The organism is Candidatus Propionivibrio aalborgensis (assembly GCF_900089945.1).
Classification (GTDB): domain Bacteria; phylum Pseudomonadota; class Gammaproteobacteria; order Burkholderiales; family Rhodocyclaceae; genus Propionivibrio; species Propionivibrio aalborgensis.
In genome coordinates this window covers 1-615 of record NZ_FLQY01000115.1, presented here as the reverse complement: position 1 = coordinate 615, position 615 = coordinate 1, and the positions used below count along the sequence as shown (strand labels likewise).

Below are 615 nucleotides of genomic sequence, written 5' to 3'. Positions count from 1 at the left end.
GTCCCGAATTATGGGGTCTCGGTAGCGGAATTGATCATGCCGGCGGCCGACCTGTCCGAGCAAATATCCACAGCCGGTACCGAGGCTTCAGGCACTGGGAATATGAAGTTCTCGTTGAACGGGGCGCTTACCATCGGCACCGAGGATGGCGCCAATATCGAGATTCGGGACAACGTGGGCGCAGAGAACATCTTCATCTTCGGCAACACAACGCCGCAAGTCGAAGCCATCAGGAAGGCCGGGTATGATCCGAAAGCCATTTATCAAAAGAATCCGATGCTCAATGAAACCCTGAACAAGCTTGATGGCGGTTTCTTTTCACCCACAGACAAGAGGCGATATCACGACATCTTTAATTGCCTGGTGAATTACGGAGACCATTACCTGCTGCTTGCTGACTACGCAGACTACATCGCCACCCAAGCTAAGGTCGATACCCTCTACAAGACGCCGGACGAGTGGCATCGCAAAGCCATTCTCAACGTCGCAGGCATGGGCAGCTTCTCCTCGGATCGCACCATTCGAGACTACGCCATCAACACCTGGGATATGGGCGCATTTCTCAAGAAGGTTTGATATGCTGAGCAAAGCAGAAGTAATTTCCTTGTGCCGTGG

1 protein-coding gene is annotated in these 615 nt (G+C 52.8%); it reads left to right on the top strand.

The genetic code is table 11. The features are described 5' to 3' along the window. Window positions 1-576: glycogen/starch/alpha-glucan phosphorylase (locus tag PROAA_RS07245; protein WP_186410705.1), on the top strand; the 576-nt coding region annotated here is incomplete at its 5' end. Window positions 577-615: the final 39 nt, after the last annotated feature.